This window comes from Rhizobium croatiense (assembly GCF_019793465.1).
Lineage (GTDB): Bacteria > Pseudomonadota > Alphaproteobacteria > Rhizobiales > Rhizobiaceae > Rhizobium > Rhizobium croatiense.
Window position 1 is genome coordinate 154190 of record NZ_JAILYJ010000009.1, and the last position, 17627, is coordinate 171816.

Annotated in this window: 15 protein-coding genes; 12 read left to right on the forward strand and 3 right to left on the reverse strand. The window is 62.0% G+C overall.

Annotated features, from left to right (window positions below; translation table 11 throughout):
• Nucleotides 1–87 precede the first annotated feature (87 nt).
• Nucleotides 88–876, reverse strand: a complete 789-nt coding sequence (locus K6M89_RS16485; RefSeq protein WP_010032467.1) for a sulfite exporter TauE/SafE family protein — start codon at nucleotides 874–876, stop codon at nucleotides 88–90.
• A 232-nt stretch (nucleotides 877–1108) separates the two neighbouring features.
• Between K6M89_RS16485 and metG the strand changes: the two genes are divergently transcribed.
• Genes metG through K6M89_RS16500 form a run of 3 tightly spaced genes read left to right on the forward strand, consistent with a single transcriptional unit; the run spans nucleotide 1109 to nucleotide 4266 of the window.
• Nucleotides 1109–2659 (forward strand): methionine--tRNA ligase, encoded by a 1551-nt coding sequence (gene metG / locus K6M89_RS16490; RefSeq protein ID WP_222140168.1) that lies wholly within the window; start codon nucleotides 1109–1111, stop codon nucleotides 2657–2659.
• Between the two features lie 4 nt (nucleotides 2660–2663).
• Nucleotides 2664–3446 carry a TatD family hydrolase gene (locus K6M89_RS16495; protein WP_097579318.1) on the forward strand — a complete coding sequence of 261 codons (783 nt, stop codon included), beginning with the start codon at nucleotides 2664–2666 and terminating at the stop codon, nucleotides 3444–3446.
• Between the two features lie 4 nt (nucleotides 3447–3450).
• Nucleotides 3451–4266: an MBL fold metallo-hydrolase gene (locus K6M89_RS16500; protein ID WP_097579317.1), complete on the forward strand. Its 816-nt coding sequence runs from the start codon at nucleotides 3451–3453 to the stop codon at nucleotides 4264–4266.
• A gap of 79 nt (nucleotides 4267–4345) precedes the next feature.
• On the opposite strand, the gene K6M89_RS16505 is transcribed toward K6M89_RS16500, so the two are convergent.
• Nucleotides 4346–4954, reverse strand: a complete 609-nt coding sequence (locus tag K6M89_RS16505; protein WP_097579316.1) for a TerC family protein — start codon at nucleotides 4952–4954, stop codon at nucleotides 4346–4348.
• A 258-nt stretch (nucleotides 4955–5212) separates the two neighbouring features.
• Between K6M89_RS16505 and K6M89_RS16510 the strand changes: the two genes are divergently transcribed.
• The 6 genes from K6M89_RS16510 to K6M89_RS16535 all read left to right on the forward strand — a co-directional run bounded on the left by K6M89_RS16510 (nucleotide 5213) and on the right by K6M89_RS16535 (nucleotide 13337).
• Nucleotides 5213–5881, forward strand: coding sequence for a hypothetical protein (locus tag K6M89_RS16510; protein ID WP_222140233.1), 669 nt, complete (start codon nucleotides 5213–5215; stop codon nucleotides 5879–5881).
• 62 nt (nucleotides 5882–5943) lie between these two features.
• Complete coding sequence (locus K6M89_RS16515) at nucleotides 5944–6324, forward strand: hypothetical protein (protein ID WP_222140169.1); 381 nt, start codon at nucleotides 5944–5946, stop codon at nucleotides 6322–6324.
• Nucleotides 6299–6706, forward strand: a complete 408-nt coding sequence (locus tag K6M89_RS16520; protein ID WP_246642493.1) for an Lrp/AsnC ligand binding domain-containing protein — start codon at nucleotides 6299–6301, stop codon at nucleotides 6704–6706. The genes K6M89_RS16515 and K6M89_RS16520 overlap by 26 nt, the downstream gene beginning before the upstream one ends.
• A 247-nt stretch (nucleotides 6707–6953) precedes the next feature.
• Nucleotides 6954–9194: a bifunctional diguanylate cyclase/phosphodiesterase gene (locus K6M89_RS16525; protein WP_222140170.1), complete on the forward strand. Its 2241-nt coding sequence runs from the start codon at nucleotides 6954–6956 to the stop codon at nucleotides 9192–9194.
• Nucleotides 9195–9335: 141 nt separating this feature from the next.
• Nucleotides 9336–12581 (forward strand): adenylate/guanylate cyclase domain-containing protein, encoded by a 3246-nt coding sequence (locus K6M89_RS16530; RefSeq protein WP_222140234.1) that lies wholly within the window; start codon nucleotides 9336–9338, stop codon nucleotides 12579–12581.
• Between the two features lie 75 nt (nucleotides 12582–12656).
• Nucleotides 12657–13337: a peroxiredoxin-like family protein gene (locus K6M89_RS16535; RefSeq protein WP_222140171.1), complete on the forward strand. Its 681-nt coding sequence runs from the start codon at nucleotides 12657–12659 to the stop codon at nucleotides 13335–13337.
• A gap of 144 nt (nucleotides 13338–13481) precedes the next feature.
• On the opposite strand, the gene K6M89_RS16540 is transcribed toward K6M89_RS16535, so the two are convergent.
• Nucleotides 13482–14990 carry a winged helix-turn-helix domain-containing tetratricopeptide repeat protein gene (locus tag K6M89_RS16540; RefSeq protein WP_222140172.1) on the reverse strand — a complete coding sequence of 503 codons (1509 nt, stop codon included), beginning with the start codon at nucleotides 14988–14990 and terminating at the stop codon, nucleotides 13482–13484.
• A gap of 145 nt (nucleotides 14991–15135) precedes the next feature.
• Here K6M89_RS16540 and K6M89_RS16545 point away from each other — a divergent pair, with 145 nt between their 5' ends.
• The 3 genes from K6M89_RS16545 to K6M89_RS16555 all read left to right on the forward strand — a co-directional run bounded on the left by K6M89_RS16545 (nucleotide 15136) and on the right by K6M89_RS16555 (nucleotide 17615).
• Nucleotides 15136–16305: an MFS transporter gene (locus K6M89_RS16545; RefSeq protein WP_222140173.1), complete on the forward strand. Its 1170-nt coding sequence runs from the start codon at nucleotides 15136–15138 to the stop codon at nucleotides 16303–16305.
• A 109-nt stretch (nucleotides 16306–16414) separates the two neighbouring features.
• Complete coding sequence (locus K6M89_RS16550; RefSeq protein WP_222140174.1) at nucleotides 16415–16921, forward strand: MarR family winged helix-turn-helix transcriptional regulator; 507 nt, start codon at nucleotides 16415–16417, stop codon at nucleotides 16919–16921.
• A 13-nt stretch (nucleotides 16922–16934) separates the two neighbouring features.
• On the forward strand, nucleotides 16935–17615 hold the full coding sequence (locus K6M89_RS16555) for a GNAT family N-acetyltransferase (protein WP_222140175.1): 681 nt from the start codon (nucleotides 16935–16937) through the stop codon (nucleotides 17613–17615).
• The last annotated feature ends 12 nt before the right edge of the window (nucleotides 17616–17627 follow it).

Genomic DNA, 17627 nt, shown 5'->3' on the forward strand with positions numbered 1-17627 from the left:
GCGCTTTAGCCCTTTGTTTTTATGCATGTCGTTGTCCCGGAACCGCCGCACACTTCCGGGCGACATGCATTAGAATCCTGAGCCTAGTCAGCCGGTCAAGAGCTTGCCTGCGACGACGGCGAGCGTGGCGGCCAGGACGATGCGGATGGTGCGCTCGTGCAGCTTCGGCGCCAGAAGGCTGCCGATGATGATGCCGGGAATCGAGCCGACGAGCAGGGCAAACAGCATCGCCCAGTCGATCTCGCCGATCAGCCAATAGCCCATGCCGCCGATCAGGGTCAGCGGAACCGCATGGACGATATCGGAACCGACGATCTCGCGCACGTTAAGCCTGGGATAGAGGACCAGCAGGATCGTCACACCGAGCGCACCGGCGCCGACCGAGGTCAGGGTGACGAGGATGCCAAGACAGAACCCAAGAATGACGGTGAGGATGAGGATGGTTGCCGGCTGCGGCGGCGTGCGATCGCCGATGGCGCGCCGCGCCAATTCGAGGATCGAGCCTCGGAAAACCAGCATGATCGCGGTCATGACAAGCAGCCAGCCGAGCGCAACCGTAATGGTGTTGGTCACGCCGATGCTTTTACGATCGACGCCGGCCAACAACCAGAGCATCAGCACGGCGGCCGGCACACTGCCGGCGGCGAGGCTGCCGACGATCTTCCAATTGATCCGTCCATGCATGCCGTGAACGGCAGTGCCCGCCGTCTTGGTGATCGCCGCATAGAGGAGATCGGTGCCGACGGCGGTTGCGGGATGGACGCCGAAGAGCAGCACCAGCAGCGGCGTCATCAGCGAACCACCACCAACGCCGGTGATGCCAACAAGCGCGCCGACGAACAGGCCCGAAATCGAATAGAGCGGCTCGAATGTCAAACAAGCGCCCCCAACGGCGCGCGGCCACAACAAACCGGATCGATGAAAACTGACACTTCGTTCTGTCCCGCCCTCTTTCTGACGACCGGTAAATTGGGTGTGAAGCGGAGTCAAGTTCACGACCCCGTGCCCCGGAAATCATGACGGCGCCAAAACTTGAGGTTTCGCTTGACGGAGACATGCGCTAAGAGCGGCTGACCATTTTTATAGAGTAAGCCGGACATTGGCCGCCATGACAGACAAGACACCCTTCTACATCACCACCGCGATTTCCTATCCCAACGGCAAGCCGCATATCGGCCATGCCTATGAGCTGATCGCGACGGATGCGATGGCCCGCTACCAGCGCCTGGACGGCAGGGATGTCTTCTTCCTGACCGGCACCGACGAACACGGCCAGAAGATGCAGCAGACGGCGCGCGCCGAGGGGATTACCGCCCAGGAGCTCGCTGACCGCAACTCCGGCGAATTCCAGGCGATGGCGAAGCTGCTCAACGCCTCGAACGATGATTTCATCCGCACCACGCAGGAGCGCCATCACGAGACGTCGCGCAACATCTGGAAGATGATGGCCGACAATGGCGACATCTACAAGGACAGCTATGCCGGCTGGTATTCGGTGCGCGACGAGGCCTACTACCAGGAAAACGAGACGGAGCTGCGCGCCGACGGCGTGCGCTACGGCCCGCAGGGCACGCCCGTCGAATGGGTGGAAGAGGCAAGCTATTTCTTCAAGCTCTCCGAATACCAGGAGAAGCTGCTGGCGCATTACGAGGCCAATCCCGATTTCATCGGTCCGGCCGAGCGCCGCAACGAGGTGATCTCCTTCGTCAAATCGGGGCTCAAGGACCTGTCGGTCTCGCGCACGACCTTCGACTGGGGCATCAAGGTGCCGAACGATCCGTCCCACGTCATGTATGTCTGGGTCGACGCACTGACCAACTACATCACCGCGACCGGCTATATCGAGGACAGGGACGGCCCGCGGGCGAAATACTGGCCGGCGGATGTCCACATCATCGGCAAGGACATCATCCGCTTCCATGCCGTCTACTGGCCGGCCTTCCTGATGTCGGCGAAGCTGCCGCTGCCGCAGCGGGTCTTTGCCCACGGCTTCCTGCTCAACAAGGGCGAGAAGATGTCGAAGTCGCTCGGCAATGTCGTCGATCCCGTCAATCTGGTGAACCATTTCGGTCTCGATCAGGTGCGCTACTTCTTCCTGCGCGAAGTTTCCTTCGGCCAGGACGGCAGCTACAGCGAAGAGGCAATCGGCACGCGCATCAATTCCGATCTCGCCAACGGCATCGGCAATCTCGCCAGCCGCTCGCTGTCGATGATCGTCAAGAATTGTGACGGCAAAATCCCGGAATGCGGGGCGCTGACCGACGAGGACAAGGCGATGCTGGCGCAGGCCGACGCGCTGCACGCGTCGACGCGCGAAGACATGGGCAAGCAGCAGATCCACCGGGCGCTTGCCTCGATCATAGCCGTCGTTTCCGAGACCGACCGCTATTTCGCCGGCCAGGCGCCGTGGGCGCTGAAAAAGACTGATCCGGCGCGCATGGGTACGGTCCTTTACGTCACCGCCGAAGTCGTGCGCCAGATCGCCATCCTGCTGCAGCCGTTCATGCCGGAATCATCGGGCAAGCTGCTCGATCTCGTGGCTGCGCCTGCCGACAAGCGCGATTTTGCCGCCCTCGGCGAGGCCGGCCGCCTGATCGCCAAAACGCCGCTCGAGGCGCCGACGCCGGTCTTCCCGCGTTACGTGGCTCCGGAGGCTTGAGGCCGTGCTGATCGATACGCATTGCCATCTGGATTTCACCGACTTCGAGGCCGAGCGCGACGAGATTGTCGCGCGCGCGCATCGGGCTGGTGTCAAACAGATGGTGACGATCTCGACGCGGGTGCGCAAGCTCGACGGGCTGCTCGCCATTACCGAGAAATATCCCTCGGTCTTCTGCTCGGTCGGCACGCATCCGAACAATGCCGACGAAGAGCTAGATATCCAGACGGAAGAGTTAGTACGCCTTGCCAACGCCCATGAGAAGGTGGTGGCGATCGGCGAGGCGGGTCTCGATTATTTCTACGACACGCAGAAGCCTGAGGACCAGCAGACCGGCTTTCGCCGGCATATTGCCGCCGCGCGGGAAACGCAGCTTCCGCTCGTCATCCACAGCCGCAGCGCCGATGAGGACATGGCAGCAATCCTGACCGAGGAAACGGGGAAGGGGGCTTTCCCCTTTATCCTGCACTGCTTTTCGGCGGGTCCGGAACTGGCGCGAACCGGCGTCGAACTCGGCGGCTATGTCTCCCTTTCCGGCATCCTGACCTTCCCGAAGTCGGAGGAGCTGCGCGAGATCGCCAAGACGATCCCGCATGAGCGGCTGCTGGTGGAAACGGACGCGCCGTATCTGGCGCCGAAGCGCTGGCGCGGTAAGCGCAACGAGCCGTCCTATGTCGTCAACACGGCCGAAGTGCTCGCCGAGACGATCGGCCTTTCTTACGCGGAGATCGCACGGATCACGACGGAGAACGCTTTCCGCCTGTTCTCGAAAATGCCGAGGATCTAGCAGCGTGCTCTACCGGCGGCGTTTCACCATTCTCGGCTGTTCGTCGTCACCGGGCGTGCCGCGCATTTCTGGCGACTGGGGTGCCTGCAATCCCGACAATCCGAAAAACCGGCGCACGCGCGCCTCGTTCATGGTGCAGCAATTCGGCCCTGACGGCGTCACGACGGTTGTCGTCGACACCGGGCCAGATTTTCGCGAGCAGATGATCAGGGCAGGGGCCGACCATGTCGATGCCGTGCTCTACAGCCATCCGCATGCGGACCACATTCACGGTATCGACGATCTGCGCGGCTATTTCCACAATACGCGCCGCCGGGTGCCGATCTTTGCCGACCAATATACGATGGACAGGCTGCGTGAAGCCTTCCGCTATTGCCTGGAAACGCCGCCCGGCAGCAATTATCCGCCGATCGTGCTGCCTGTTGTCATCGAAAATATCGACGAACCCGTCGAAATCCGCGGTCCCGGCGGCAAGATCGACTTTTACCCGCATATCCAGCAGCATGGCGATATCCATTCGCTCGGGTTCCGCATCGGCGATGTGGCTTATTGCAGCGATATCAGCGATTTCCCGCCGCAGACCGTCGAGAAGCTGCAAAATCTCGACGTTCTGATCATCGACGCCCTGCAATATACCTATCATCCGAGCCATCTGTCGCTGGAACAGTCGCTCGACTGGATCAGCCGGCTCAAGCCGAAACGGGCGATTCTCACCCATATGCATACGCCGCTGGATTACGACGCGGTGATGGCTGAGACGCCCGAGCATGTGGTGCCGGCGTTTGACCAGATGAGCTTCGAGATTGAGGTCAGCGCATAATTCTGGGCGGCGCAGCCTCCTGCTCCATGTCTGAAAAGACGCTGCGGGTCGAGGCGAAAACCCCGACCCTGATGCAGGATCACGGCATATAGGGCAGAACCTCGACGGCGCCGCGATAGATCATATCGAGCGAGACGTAGAGGATGATCAGCAGACCGACATAGGCGATCCAGCGATGGCGGCCGAGCAGCCGGGCGATCAGATGGGCGGCGATGCCCATCAACGCGATCGACAGACCGAGGCCGATGACCAGCACGCTCGGATGTTCGCGCGCAGCTCCGGCAACAGCGAGCACGTTATCGAGCGACATCGAGACGTCGGCGATGACGATCTGGGTCGCCGCCTGGAAGAAGGTCTTTTTCGGCGCGCCTTCGCCGGTCTCCGCCAGGTGTTCCTCACTGTGGCCATTGCGAAGCTCGCGCCACATCTTCCAGCAGACCCAGAGCAACAGCAGGCCGCCGGCCAGGAGCAGGCCGACAATGGCCAGCAGATAGACCGCGACGCTGGCAAAGAGAATGCGGAGAATGGTTGCGGCCAGAATGCCGACGATGATCGCCTTGCGCCGTTGCGTGGCCTCAAGGCCGGCCGCGGCAAGACCGATAACCACGGCGTTGTCGCCAGCGAGAACAAGGTCGATAGCAATGACCTGCAGCAAAGCCGTCAGACCGGCTGCCGTGAAGATGTCCATATGAAATGTCCCCAATGCGTCAAAAGCCGTGCTAGCGTCTCCACGGTTTGACGTCAACCGCTGAGGGATGCAACAGCCGGTGCAATTCACTGCGCGGTGCATCCGAAACGACAAGCGGCAGCGTTATGGAACTGGCGGTCAAGCCCCGCCGAGCCGTCGCCCTTACCGTGGAACATTCGTCTCGGCTGCCGGTTCTCCGAGTCAGGAAACCAGACGTCGGGTCGGCGGCTGGAACGCGACATCGAGAGGAGAGTTCCCGTGAGCAACATTCACAACGATACCAACCCGGGTTTTTCAGGCCCCGTGGGCGGCGGCAGCCTTACCGCATTTTTCGACAGCCGGTCGGAGGCCGAATCCGCGGTTTCCCGTCTCGAGGACGCCGGCGTCCCCGTAGCGAGAATAAGATTGATGCCGGGATATGAGGCGGATGAAAAAAATGCCGGCGTCATGGGCGACGACCGCAGCGGCTTCTTCGACGCGCTGGCCGACTTCTTCTTCCCGGACGACGACCGCGCGATGTACGCAGAAGGGCTGCGGCGAGGCGGCTTCCTCGTTCAGGTCAACGATATCGATGACGCGCTCTACGAAACCGTTCATGATATCCTGGACGACGAGGGCAGCATCGACATCGACGAGCGGGCGGATCTCTGGTTATCGGAAAGCGGACGCCAAGGCGGGTCGAATACCGGTTTCGCGGGCTCGGCCCATGGCGGCAACGCCGCGGACGACCTGGCAGTATCCGAAAGCGCATTCGAAGGGCCGGCTTCCGACGAGGCGCCGGTCGCAGTGCGCGACACCGCGCATGGAAGCGCCAAGGTTCGTGCTTATAAATTCACCGGCGCTTCTGCATCATCGAACGATTCGGAACAGCAGTCGCAGACGCAAGGCGGATCGCAGCAGAGCCAGAGTTTCCGGCGCGATCATTGATGTGCAGCGAGGCCGGCGGCAATGCCGAGCTTTGCTGCGCTCACTTATTCGAGGACAAGTCGATGCAATCATCCATCAACCGCGACGGCTTTCTTCCGCCCGATCCCGATGAACTGGTCGAGGAAGGCGAACCGCCTTTTGCCGATGCCGCCGCCGAGTCCGCGCGTGAGAAGGCCGACCAAAGTCTTCACCACCTGCAGCGGGAATTGCGGCTGCTTCAGGCCCGCATCGGCCTGCTGCGTGACGATGCGGAAGCAGCGCTGAAAGCCAAGGCAACATCCGTCGATGCGAATGCCCATGTGCAGCTCGGCGACTATCCGTGGCTGAAACTCGCCATCGCCACCGGCGCAGCCTTCGTCGCGGCGAGGGCAATCAGAAGCTTGCCGGTCGGCGCATTGCTGGCCGGATTTGCCGGTCATGTCTCGCAGACCAAACGGTGGTGATCGATCCGGCATGCTTCCGGATCGAGACGAGGCGCGTGCGCCTGCTGGCCTGGCCGTTCTCAGGGGCTGGGGCTTGGCAGGCCATCGCCGAAATCAGGGCACGAGATCACGGTCTTTTGTCGAAGTCGAGATGCACAGCGAGTCCGGCGCCACGCACGACGCGACGAAGAAATCCTTCGCTGAGGCTCCTGAAGTCCAGCAGTGCTACTACGTGACAGGCGAAGTGGATTTCATTCTGATCGTCGTTATCCGAACCGTGGGAGACTACGAAGCCATGACCCGGCGCCTGTTCTTCGCCAACAAGAACGTCAAGCGGTTCCGCAGTTTTAAAAGCGGAGCGCGTAAGCCTTTGGCCTCGTTGTCGAAGGATTGTGTTCCATAATCTATCTTATGTGATCTTTGTATGTAGAGGCTATTTAGGAATGCGACAGTTGGGCGAGTTAGAGATGCGTGACAAACCCGCCTCCTCGCTCGCCCTCTCGCGGCACCGCAAAGATGGACGCAGTCGTGCGCCTCGGGCTCACCATATTCCCACTGCATTGTCCTTTCCTGCAACCGGATCGACGGTTTAGCGTTGCCTTAAAGAAGCTGTGCAAGGATGCAAGCCTGTCATTCACGCTGGCGACCTGATGAAGTTTCGAAGAAATACAAAGACAATTCGCAACCTCGCGAGCGCATTCGCTCCGGCACTATTTGCGGCCATTATCGCAGCCATCGTCGTCTGGGTGGCAACGGACTGGCGGCTTGAGCGGTCGTTGGCCGACGAACGTTCGGTTGTTGCCGGCGAGCTTGCGACGATATCATCTCGACTGCAGACGAACCTCAATAGCAATGTGAAGCTGTTGCAAGGTTTGGCGGCGGGTATCGCGGTCGATCCGGCGATGGGCCAGAACAGATTTTCCAAACTTGCCGCGCAGATTCTGCAGCCCGAGTCACAATTGCGAAGCTTCGCTGCAGCGCCCGACATGGTGGTCCAGTGGGTTTATCCGGAAAAAGGAAATGAAAAGGCCATCGGACTCGACTACCGAAAAAATGAGAAGCAACGGGCCGCCGCGATGCTGGCGCGCAACACCCACAATATCGTCCTGACTGGCCCGGTGGAGCTTGTCCAAGGCGGAACGGCTTTCATTGTCAGGTGCCCGGTTTATATCGACGACGGAAACAGCCAGATCTTTTGGGGTCTGCTTTCGGGAATCATCGATATTCCGGGGCTATACCGGGACAGCGGTCTCAGTTCGACCGGCCTGGAGATCGCCATCAGCACGACGCCGGAGCCGAATTCGGCCAAACAGGTCTTTCTTGGCAGCCTGGAAACTTTTGGGAAGAAACCGGTCGTCGCCTCCGTCGATATGACGTACGGCCGGTGGTCCCTCGCCGCACTTCCCAGGCATGGATGGGGCCAGAATAACGGCATCGGCACTTTTGAGGTTTATGCCAGCCTGTTGGCCTTGTGTGTCGTCGCGCCGATCGTCTGGGTCGGCTTTCTGACCAAATCGCGCCAGAAGACCATCGAAAAACTTCGCCTTCACAAGAACAAGCTCGTACGAGCACGACAGAGGCTGGAGCACCTGTCACTGCATGACGCCCTCACCGGGCTACCCAATCGGCGGTTCGTCGATCAGATGATCGCGCAGCCGCCGAGGCCCGATCCGCAAGACCGCCTGATCCTTATCCATATCGACCTTGACCGGTTTAAAGAGATCAACGACACGAAGGGGCACGCCGGCGGCGACATGGTCCTGCAAACAACGGCTTCGCGGCTTGCCGATTTGACCGGCCCAAACGACGTCGCGGCGCGCATCGGCGGAGACGAGTTCGTCTTCGCCAGCTGGAGCCGCAATCCCGAGCCTAAAGCAACCGAATTGGCCAGGCAGATCGTGGACACGCTGCAGCAGACCATCTTTATCGATGGAGCCGGTTATGTGGTCGGCGCAAGCGTCGGTGTCGCCTGGGAGACTGAACGCGCTCGCGACGAGGATCTCGGTCAGCTGCTCCTGAATGCCGATTTGGCTCTGTACGAGGCGAAGAAAGCCGGCCGCGGCCGCTCCGCGGTTTTCACCGAAGAGCTTCGTAGCGCCGCAATCCATTCAAAAGAACTGGCGGATGAATTCAATCAAGCGCTCGACCGCGATGAACTCGTTGCATTCTTCCAGCCACAGTTCAATGCAAGCACACTCGATATCGCAGGCGTCGAAGCGCTCGCCCGCTGGGATCATCCACGAAAAGGTCTGCTCGGCCCGAACGCGTTTCTGGATGCTGCGGAAAGACTGGGGCGCAGTGCCGACATGGACAGGCTGATCCTGCAAAAGGCGCTGTTCGAGCTGACACGGTGGGACGGCTTGGGAATGCAAATCCCACGGGTTTCAGTCAATATTTCAGCCCGCCGGCTGGCGCAGGCCAATCTTCTCGGCGAGTTGTCCGAGCTTCCCGCAGCAAAGGGCCGGCTATGTTTCGAGCTGCTCGAAACGATCTCCTTCGATGAGCTTCAGCCTGCCCTCAATGAGGTCATTCCGGCAATCAAAGCGCTCGGCATTGAAATCGAAATCGACGATTTCGGCACGGAACATGCCAGTATCGTCAGCTTGCTTCGATTTGAACCACGAAGGCTTAAGATCGATCGAGAGATCATCAAACCGATCATCGCGTCTGCGTCTCAACGCCGTCTGGTCTCCTCGATTATCGAAATCGGCCGGTCGCAGAACATCGACATCGTTGCCGAAGGCGTGGAGACAATGGAGCATGCCAAGATCCTGAAAGATCTTGGCTGCCATTTGCTGCAAGGTTACGCTCTGGCCCGACCCATGACCTCGGAGCAGTTGATCGAATTTTGCCGTATGAAGGATAGAGACGCGGCAAAGGCGGGCCGATAGCCTCGGCCGCATTCAAATGACGATCGTTATTGCGCTGTCTATTTGTGCTTGCGAGCTTTCGTCAGCAGGTTCATTCTTATCTCTTGTGAGGCCCGCCGGCTGACATGGCCGTTGCACATCGGGTTTCGTGAGATGCCTGCGATGGACTGCGCCGGCTGCGGTTTCGATATTCAGAGCGGTTTTGCTTTCTGTCCGCGATGCGGCGCAAGGCAACCCCTCTCCTGCGCCGTCTGCGGCTATGCGTGTCAGCCCGATTTTGCCTTCTGCCCCAAATGCGGTGCATCGGTCTCAGGTAGAGCCCCGCCTGCGCCGAAGCCGACTATTGAGCTGGTGCCGACGAAATCCAACGGCGATGCCGACCGGCGGCCGGTGACGGTGCTCTTTGCCGATCTCTGCGGCTTCACCACGCTGAGCGAGCAGATCGACCCCGAAACCATGCGGGTGCTGCAGAACGAATTGTTCGAAGAGATGACCCGGGCGGTGGAAGCCTTTGGCGGCTTCGTCGACAAGTTCGTCGGCGACGCGCTTCTGGCGCTGTTCGGCGCGCCGGTTGCCCATGAGGACGATCCGGTGCGTGCGCTTGGCGCCGCACTTGATATGATCGACCGGGCCGCCGCGGTCGGCACACGCTGGGAGTCGCGCGCCGGCGTACCGCTGCGCCTGCATATCGGCATCAACAGCGGCCCTGTCGTTACCGGCGGCTTCGGCGCGGTCGGCGCCAAATCCTATTCCGTGACCGGCGATACGGTGAACACGGCCCAACGGCTGCAATCCATGGCCGGCGAAAACGATATTCTCGTCGGTCCGCTGACCTATCGCCTCACCCGCCATGCCTTTGCCTTCGAAAGTCTCGGCGCACAAATCTTGCGCGGCAAAAGTGGAAACGTCCACGTCCATCGGCTGACCGGGCTGCTGGACGCGCCGCATAGGGCGCGCGGGCTCGAAGGTTTCGGCCTTCAGGCGCCGATGATCGGACGGGATGTGGAGTTGTCGCGCCTGCTCACTTGCCTCGATCTCGCCTGCGACGGCGCCGCGCAGCTCGTCCGCCTGATCGGCGAAGCGGGCATCGGTAAATCGCGGCTGGCCACCGAATTCGTCGCGATTGCCGCGAATGCGACCCGTTTCCCTGGCCTTGCCATCCGCAAAACTACCTGCTCTCCCCTTGGCGAACAATCCTACGGCACCCTCGCCGCGGTCGTGCGAAGCGCCTACGGGATCGGCGAGCGCGACGATTGCGACAGGACACGACAGCTGTTGACGACGGGGTTTCGCGCACTCGATCTGACGCAGGAGGATGTCGACGGGCTCCTGCCGCTTTTCCTGCATGTGCTCGGCCTCGGTGATCCCGACGGTGCGTTGCGGTACATCGAGCCGGAGCAGTTGCGGCGGCAGATCTTCTACGCGATCCGCACTGTCTTCGAGCGGCGGCTGGCGCAAGGCCCTCTCCTGCTGGTCATCGAGGACCTGCATTGGGCGGACGCGGCTTCGCTGGAAGTGCTTCGCTTCATGATGGACCGGCTGGAGCGCAGCCGGCTGATGCTGCTTGCAATCTATCGGCCGACGGCCCAGACCGACCCTCTGAACTCCAATCGCGTCAACGTCACCGTGCAGCGTCTTGGCCCACTCGCCGCGACCGACGGGCAGAGGCTGCTTGCCGCCTTCTTCGGCGAGGCGCATGGCAAGCTGCCGGTCGCAATGCGCAAACGCATCCTCGACCGCGCCGGTGGCAATCCGCTCTTCATCGAAGAAATCCTGCGTGGACTGATCGACATGGGCACGTTGCATCATGACGGTGAGCGCTGGCATGTTGCGGCGGACGACACGGATGTCGCCATCCCGGTGAACCTGCAAGCTCTGTTGCTTGCCCGCGTCGATCGTCTGCCTCAAGAAATGAGACGGTTGGCGCAGGAGGCGGCGGTGGTCGGCCCGAAATTTGATACCGCCCTGCTCCGCGCCGTCGCCACCGATCCGGCCGCCATTGATGCCGCACTGGACTATCTCTGCGATGCCAATATCGTCGAGGAATTGCGCGGCCCCGATGCCGCCGGGTCGCCTGGCTACCGCTTCAGCCAGACATTGATGCACGACGTCATCTATCAGAACCTGCTGCTGCAACGGCGCATGGAGCTCCATGGCAGGATCGGCCGGGTTCTGGAGCGCCAATACGGCCTGGCGCCCGAGCGTCCCGAGCATCTGGCGCAACTCGGCCATCACTTCAGCCTGACCACCGACAAAGCCAAGGGCGCCGCCTATCTGATGGCGGCGGGCGATCAGGCGCGCAAGACCTATGCCAATGACGATGCAATGCGCCTCTATCGTCAAGCGCTCGCGGCCTTCGCAGACGAGCCGGAGGTGACGCCGGAGCAATTGGCGCTGCTGGAGCGCCTTGCCGATCTCTGCGGCCCTGCCGGTCGCCGCGACGATGCCTTGACCCATTATCAGCAAGCGCTTGCGATCCACCGCGCCAACGACGACCGGATCGCCGCAGCAAGAATATTGCGAAAGATCGGCCGCCTGCATCTCGATGCGGGGCGCCGCGACCAGGCGGAGACGCATTGCGCCGCGGCGGAAGAGATGATCGCGGCGATCGACGCGCCGGTCGAACATGCCCACCTGCTGCAGGAGCGCGGTCATCTGGCCTTCCGCATGGGTGATCAGGCCGCCGCCGCCGAGTGGGCGACGCAGGCGCTGCAATGCCTGCAAACGCTACCGATCGACGGAACGACCGAGGCCGGCCGCGAGGCAGCCCGGGCGATGGCGGAGGCGTTGAACACCAAGGGTGCAGCGCTCGCGCGGCTCGGACGCCGGCGCGATGCGGTGCAGGAAGTGGAGCGCAGCCTGGCGGTCGCCTTAAAGGCCGATCTGCAAAGCGCCGCCTGCCGCGCCTATTCCAATCTCGGCGTTCTCTACACGATCGTCGATCCGGCCAACGCCATCACGATCTGCCGCCGTGGGCTGGAGGTCGCAACCCGTATCGGCGATCTCGGCTTCCAGGCGCGCCTTCTCGCCAACCTCGCTGTGTCCTGCTGCACCTTCACCGATCGCTGTGCGGCCGAAGGCGTGCCGGCGGCGGAAAAGGCAGTCGAAATCGACCGGGCGCTCGATCAGCGCGATCATTTGTCCGTGCCGTTGATCGTGCTCGGCCAGATTCATCAATGCCATGGCCAGCCGAAGCTAGCTCGTAGGTATTACGAAGAAGCTCTTGAGGTTGCTAGGGAAATTGACGAACCGCAACTGCTCTTTCCGTGTTATGATGGCTTGGCGACGCTGAGCCTCGAACATGACGATATGGACGAAGCGGAACGGTATTTCACGCTGGCCCAGGATGTGTGCATCCGCCACAACCTGGATCCAGGCACGCTCGTCGTCTTGCCGTTTCTCGACTGAAGAGGTTCGCATCGCGCTGATCGCCTGATATCGAATATATCAAGCGATTCAAACATATAAATGGAGGAACGAACAATGCAGGAGAACCACGCCGATAGACCACTACAGCCTGGAGATCGCGCGCCCAACGTCGTGCTGGATGCGATCACCCGCCAGGGCAAGATCGCCATCGACGACTTTCGCGGCCAGAAGCCGCTGCTCGTCGGCCTATTCCGCGGACTGCACTGCCCCTTCTGCCGCAGGCAGATCGCCGCCATGGCTGAACTGACCGATGCATTGCAGGAGAAAGGCATCGACAGCCTGACCGTCGTCAATACCCCGATCGAGCGAGCCCGCCTTTATTTCCGCTACCACCCGCTTCCCAATCTGCTGGCGGCCTCCGACCCCGAACGGGTATCGCATCGCGCCTTCGGCTTACCGCGCCTTCAATTCACCGAGACCGAGAACGAGTGGCCGCACAAGGTCAGCATGGACACGGTGATGTCGATGCGCGTCGACATGCCGGGCGAGCTTCCCGAACCGATGAACCCGATCGCCGCGATGGAGTTTCTCGACAAGGCTGACGGCTATGAAATGACCGATGATGACAAGCGGATGATCTCCCCCGGCGAAGGCCAGCTTGTCGGCGAATTCCTGCTCGATCGTGATGGCGTCGTGCGCTGGTGCTTCACCGAAGTCGAGGAGGCCGGCCGCCATATGTTCGGCGTTCCCGCGCCGCGGGAAGTGATGTCGGCGGCGTCGAATATGGCGGTCTGAAGCGGCGGCCTTAACTCGCCTGATCCGGAATGCGAAGCCGGCGCCCGCGGTCGGTGAAAGCGTGCGGGGCGGGCTCTTGTCGCGATCCCGCCATCGCCGCGCCATCTCCATGGCACGCTTGCCGGCCGCAAGTGCTGCGGCGGATTAATCCGGAAGACCGGCCTTGCGGTAGCCCTCCACGAAATGTTCAAGCGTGAGAGCGTCGCGAAATGGTTCGGTCGCCGCCCAGTGGCGGATGGAAAAGCCGGGGTTGGCGACAAGGAAGAGTTCGGTCTCTGCCTGCGCCTCGTCGAGCCGGCCGAGCTGAGCAAGGCTTGCCGCCAGGAAACGGCGCGAGCTTGTGCGATAGGTCTCGTCGCGGCGCAGCGTCTCGACGGCGGCTGCATATTGCCCCGCCGCATACTGCGCCTGGCCGAGCGTCAGATAATACCAGCTTGCCGGAAACGGGTTCAGCCGGAACGCCTTGCGAATCTGCTCGAGCCCCTCCTCGACCCGCCCTGCTAGGACGGTAACGTCGGATAGTGCCGCAAAGGTATCGGCCTCGTTCGGGTCAAGTTCGATCGCCTTGGCGAACTCCGCGTCCGCCGCGGCAAAATCGCGTTCATAGGCAAGAAGGTAGGCCAGCACCCAGCGGCAGCCGGCATCGTTGGGGTCGATCGCAACGGCCTTGCGCGCTAAGTGTAAGGCGATGCTGCGGGTCGCTTCCGTCGGCCCGCCGCTATGAACCCACCCCATCCAGTGGTTCATGGCCAACCAGCGATAGGCCTCGGCATAGTCGGGGTCAAGGGCGACTGCGCGGGTCAGCATCAGATGCGCCTCCTCAGCCGCCTGCGGGGTATCATCCATCAGCTTGCGCGCCCGCACGCAGAGATCGTAGGCCTCAAGACTTCTAGGCCGGCGGCGCGGCGGCGGGGTGCGCAGCCGGCCGAGCAGCGCCTCGACGATCCTGGCGGTCACCTCGTCCTGAACGACGAAAATATCGTCTAGGCTGCGGTCGAAGCGTTCCGCCCACAAATGAGTACCGCTGACGGTGTCTACCAGCTTGGCGTTGACGCGCACGCGGCCCGCGGCGCGCCTTGCGCTGCCCTCCAGCAGGTATCGCACTCCGAGCTCCTCGGCGATCTCCCGCACGGCAACCGCCCTGCCCTTATAGGTGAAGGCCGAGTTGCGGGCGATGACGAACAGACCCGGCATTCTCGAAAGGTCGGTGATCAGGTCTTCGGTCAGCCCGTCCGCAAAAGATTCCTGTTCGGGATCGTTGCCGATGTTCAGGAAGGGCAGCACGGCGATCGACGGTATGTCGGGCAGCGGCAAGGTCTTTCGCTTCACGCCGCTCAGCCGCTGCATGGCGCCCGTGAAGCGGTAGCCGACGCGCGGAACCGTTGCAATCCATTCGCCGCCGCCGGCAGCGGGGCCGAGCAGCTTGCGCAGCTGCGCGATCTGGACGGTGAGGTTGCCTTCCTCGACCGCCATGCCCGGCCAAGCCGCGTCCATCAGCTCGGTCTTGGCAAGGATTTCGCCGGATCGCCCGACGAGCGCCGCAAGCAGCTTCAGCCCGCGATGGCCAATGGCAACAGGTTCATCATTCCGAAGGAGCGTTCCCGCATCCGGATCAAGCACGAACGGACCAAAGGCAAAGCGCAATCCCTGCATAGAGCGGATCTATAGTCCGTTTGGAAGTTTTTGAGAACTTTTTGGAGCCGCTTAATTACGCCGCTCCTCCTATTCCGCAGAATTCCATCCTCTTTCGGGCGGGGCTTCTGACCCGTCACCCCTGACGACTGACGAGGAGATCTGCATGACTGCCGCAAGCATAACATCACAGCGAGACGATCGGATCCGCTGGGGCGCGATGGCAGGCATCATCGCGACCGTCACAGTGTTTGCCGTGGCGCAGGGGCTGACCTATCCGCTGCTAAGCTTCATCCTGGAGCGGCACGGAACGGCCACTGGCCTGATCGGTCTGTCGGCAGCGATGACGCCTCTCGGTTTCATCATATCGGCACCCGTCATTCCGGCGCTCTCGCGGCGCGTGGGCGCAGCGCGGCTTGCGATCCTCTGTTCGATCCTGGCCGCCCTCACCCTCATGGCGATTGCCGCGCGGCAGGACGTTTGGACCTGGATGCCGCTGCGCTTTCTGCTCGGCTTCTTTGCCAATCCACTCTATGTCATCAGCGAGACCTGGCTGATCTCGATCACGCCGGCGTCGCGCCGGGGCCGCATCATGGGCCTCTATTCATCGATCGTTTCGGCCGGCTTTGCCGTCGGTCCGCTCTCGCTCGGCCTCAGTGGCACGGAAGGCTGGGCACCCTTCCTGATCGGCATTGGGGCCTTCCTTGGCTGCGGCCTGATCGTGCTTGTTGTCGCCCTCCGCCTGCCTGACATGCCCGGCGAAGGCGAGGCAATATCGGTCGGCGGCTTCCTTGCGCGGGCGCCGCTGCTGCTGTTTGCGGTTTTCACTGCCGCCGCCTTTGAGCAGATCCTGCTCTCCCTGCTTGCCGTCTATGGCTCGGCCCTCGGCAGTACCGAGGGCCGCATCGCTTCGCTCATCACCTGTTTCGTTGCCGGCAATGCCGTGCTGCAGATCCTGCTCGGGCGCGTGGCGGAACGGTTCGGCGCGACGCGGACCATGTTATTCTGCGTCCTCACTTGTCTTTCCGGCTGCCTGCTGCTGGCGTCAACCTTTACCACCTGGTTCATCTGGCCGCTCGTTTTCATCTGGGGCGGTGCCTCGTTCGGGCTCTACACCATGTCGCTGATCCAGCTCGGCGAGCGTTTCAGCGGTCAATCCCTGATCGCCGGCAATGCGGCCTTCGCCTTCGCATGGGGCATTGGCGGCATGGCGGGCTCGCCCGCGGCCGGACTGGCAATGCAGCTGGTCGGACACCAGGGGCTGCCGTCGTTCCTCGCCCTACTCAGTTGTGTCCTGGCGATTTCTCTGTTGGCCGCGAGGCGGCGTGAGCAATGAAGGACCTCGCGTGCTTTCGATAAGTCCCTTGGCCGCGAGAATCCCTTGAATTTCGCCCGCCGCTATATATAACATGTTATATAACATTCAATGGAATTGGAGAGATTGAATGGTCGAAGATGTGGTGCGAACGCTTGGCTTTTTGTGCCTGGCCAGCCGGTTGCGTCGCATCGGCGAGAGACTGCAGGCCGATACGCAGCAGGTCATCGACGAGGCCGGCGTCGGCATCCAGGCAGGTCAGTATCCATTCCTCGCAGCGATCGACCGGGCCGGGCCGCTGACGATCGGCGAGCTTGCGCAGGCGGTTGGCATCACCCAGCCCGGCGCGACGCGGACCATCGGGCAGCTTCTCGAACTCGGCTTCGTCGATATTCAGCCGGCGCCGGACGATCAGCGCCGCAGATTGGTGTCGCTAACCGACAAGGGACAGGAACTCGTCGATCATTCGAAGGCAACCATCTGGCCGCGCGTGGCGGCTGCGGTTGCGGATCTCTGCGGCGACCTCGACGGACCGATCCTCGAGCAACTCGCCGCCATCGAAGACGGGCTTGCCGCACTGCCGCTCATACGCCGGAGCACGGTTACGGGCCCGCCCGCCCTGTCCACCGCGCAATAGGGAGAGAAAGACGATGAATCATGTGCTTGACCGGCCGATCTGGAGCGCGCTCAAAACCACGCATGCCGCTCTTGCCGAAGGCAACAGTTACGCACGGCGATACCCGCCCTCCATCGTCCCCTTCGCGGCCTCTGCCGACGATAGCCCTGAGAGCCTCGATGCCCTGGAGAAGCTGCCGTCAGCGGAAGAGCGCATGTATCTCGTCGAGGCCGGGCCGATTGCCATTTCACCGGGTCTTGCCGTCGTCATGGAGGCGCCGGTGACCCAGATGGTTGCCGAGCGGCCTCATGAGAGGATTTCGGATTCCCGCATTCAGCCGCTGACCGAGGCCGACGCCGCCGACATGCTTGATCTGGCGAGCTTGACCAGACCCGGGCCGTTCACCCTGCGCGCCCAGAGCCTCGGCAGCTTCTGGGGCATCAGGCATGAAGGCCGTCTGGTGGCGATGGCCGGGCAGCGTATGCGGCAGACCGGTTTCATCGAACTGAGTGGGCTTTGCACCCATCCCGAATTCCAGGGGCGTGGCCTCGGCACCCTGCTGTTCCGTTTCGTTGCCGGCGAAATCGCTTTAAGCGGCGCCACGGCCTATCTGCATGTCTATGCGGGGAACACCTCCGCAATTTCCCTCTACAAGGCGCAAGGCTTCACGCTTCGCTCGGAGATGAACATGCGGGTGGTCAAACGCCGCGCCTGAGCTGCTGCTCAA

Excerpts from the sequence above, each read along its gene's own strand:
- metG (WP_222140168.1), top strand. The coding sequence starts at position 1,109 with ATGACAGACAAGACACCCTTCTACATCACCACCGCGATTTCCTATCCC.
- K6M89_RS16505 (WP_097579316.1), bottom strand. The coding sequence starts at position 4,954 with ATGGACATCTTCACGGCAGCCGGTCTGACGGCTTTGCTGCAGGTCATT.
- K6M89_RS16515 (WP_222140169.1), top strand. The coding sequence starts at position 5,944 with ATGCAATCATCCATCAACCGCGACGGCTTTCTTCCGCCCGATCCCGAT.
- K6M89_RS16520 (WP_246642493.1), top strand. The coding sequence starts at position 6,299 with ATGTCTCGCAGACCAAACGGTGGTGATCGATCCGGCATGCTTCCGGAT.
- K6M89_RS16525 (WP_222140170.1), top strand. The coding sequence starts at position 6,954 with ATGAAGTTTCGAAGAAATACAAAGACAATTCGCAACCTCGCGAGCGCA.
- K6M89_RS16530 (WP_222140234.1), top strand. The coding sequence starts at position 9,336 with ATGGACTGCGCCGGCTGCGGTTTCGATATTCAGAGCGGTTTTGCTTTC.
- K6M89_RS16535 (WP_222140171.1), top strand. The coding sequence starts at position 12,657 with ATGCAGGAGAACCACGCCGATAGACCACTACAGCCTGGAGATCGCGCG.
- K6M89_RS16540 (WP_222140172.1), bottom strand. The coding sequence starts at position 14,990 with ATGCAGGGATTGCGCTTTGCCTTTGGTCCGTTCGTGCTTGATCCGGAT.
- K6M89_RS16545 (WP_222140173.1), top strand. The coding sequence starts at position 15,136 with ATGACTGCCGCAAGCATAACATCACAGCGAGACGATCGGATCCGCTGG.
- K6M89_RS16550 (WP_222140174.1), top strand. The coding sequence starts at position 16,415 with ATGGTCGAAGATGTGGTGCGAACGCTTGGCTTTTTGTGCCTGGCCAGC.
- K6M89_RS16555 (WP_222140175.1), top strand. The coding sequence starts at position 16,935 with ATGAATCATGTGCTTGACCGGCCGATCTGGAGCGCGCTCAAAACCACG.